This is a genomic window from Phenylobacterium sp. (assembly GCF_030693805.1).
Classification (GTDB): domain Bacteria; phylum Pseudomonadota; class Alphaproteobacteria; order Caulobacterales; family Caulobacteraceae; genus Phenylobacterium.
Genome location: NZ_JAUXZW010000347.1, coordinates 1 through 1289 on the forward strand (window position 1 = coordinate 1; position 1289 = coordinate 1289).

Here is a 1289-nt window from a genome sequence, read left to right on the forward strand (position 1 = left end):
GAAAAGTTGGAAGAAGCCGATATGAGGTTTTTCATTACAAACTAATTGAAAACCCTTCGGAAGTAAAACCAGAAGATATCCTGATTGCCTATGTACAAAAACTCGAAGAAATTATCAGGTCAGAACCCGAATACTGGTTGTGGTCGCACAGAAGGTGGAAACATAAACGACCTGCGAATATTGAAATTTACCCACGGGAGATTGAAGATATCAGACAATAGATTAAAACAATGAAAAAAGTGATAGCCCAAATTGGCGTTTTCATACTCAAACTGCTCGGGTTTACACCGTTCTGGCTGATTTATTTGTGGGCTGATCTCATCTTTCTGGGTAGTTATTACCTGATTGGCTATCGAAAAAAAACGGTCATTCAGAACCTTAAAAATTCCTTTCCTGAAAAAACTGATCAGGAAATAAACGAAATTGCCCGCAAATTTTATCTGCATTTTGCCGATCTGGTAGTTGAAACCTTCAAGGCTATTCAAATGTCCGAAGAATCAGTAAGAAAGCGGTTTCATTATAAAAATCCGCAAGTTCTGGATGAATTGTACGATCAGGGGAAAAGTATCGCCCTTCTTTCTGGTCATTACGGCAACTGGGAATGGACCCTTTCTCTGCCTAAAGTCATCCGTCACCAGGTGCATGTGATATACCGTCCGATTCAAAACGAAACGTTTGATCACTATATCAAGAGTGTCCGTTCCAGGTTTGGAATGTTCATGATGCCTGCCCGGATTTCGCTTCGGACCATGCTTGAACTCGAAAAAAGCGGTCAATTATCGGCGACTTATTACCTGACCGACCAAACCGCCCTTAAAGATACTGACTACTGGATGATGTTTCTGAACCAGGAAACTGCGGTTTTTCCGGGAGCTGAAAAAGTAGCCTCCAGGTTTAAACAGGCAGTTGTTTTTATGGATATTCAGAAAGTTCGCCGTGGTTTTTACGAGGTTGAATTCACCAAACTTTTCGATGATGCCTCGCAAACTAAAGAATACGAAGTTACAAAAGCACACACTAAATTTTTGGAGGAAATTATCCGTAAAAGACCTGAACTTTGGCTTTGGTCGCACAAACGATGGAAACATACAAGGCCGGAAGAAATTGCGTTGAAATAATTCAAGGTTACATCGGGTCAACATCGGCATAAACAATCAATTGACTATTGTTTGGTAGCGATTTGGCGTTGTTAATGATTTCCATGATTTTCGATTTGGCATCCTGAATTTTTCCGTCGCGGGGTAATTTGATCAGTATTTCTTTCTGAAACCACATCTGGATTCGCCCTA

The 1289-nt window shown here is 40.7% G+C and carries 2 protein-coding genes; both read left to right on the forward strand.

All coding sequences use genetic code 11. From position 1 onward, the window contains the following. Nucleotides 1–221, forward strand: a 221-nt coding sequence (locus Q8M88_RS13820) for a hypothetical protein (RefSeq protein WP_305597737.1), incomplete at its 5' end; no start/stop codon positions are given. 9 nt (nt 222–230) lie between these two features. Continuing rightward, on the forward strand, nt 231–1118 hold the full coding sequence (locus Q8M88_RS13825) for a lysophospholipid acyltransferase family protein (protein ID WP_305597738.1): 888 nt from the start codon (nt 231–233) through the stop codon (nt 1116–1118). Nucleotides 1119–1289 lie beyond the last annotated feature (171 nt).

Bases quoted from the DNA above. Each gene is read 5' to 3' on its own strand.
- Q8M88_RS13825 (WP_305597738.1), top strand. From the start codon at position 231: ATGAAAAAAGTGATAGCCCAAATTGGCGTTTTCATACTCAAACTGCTC.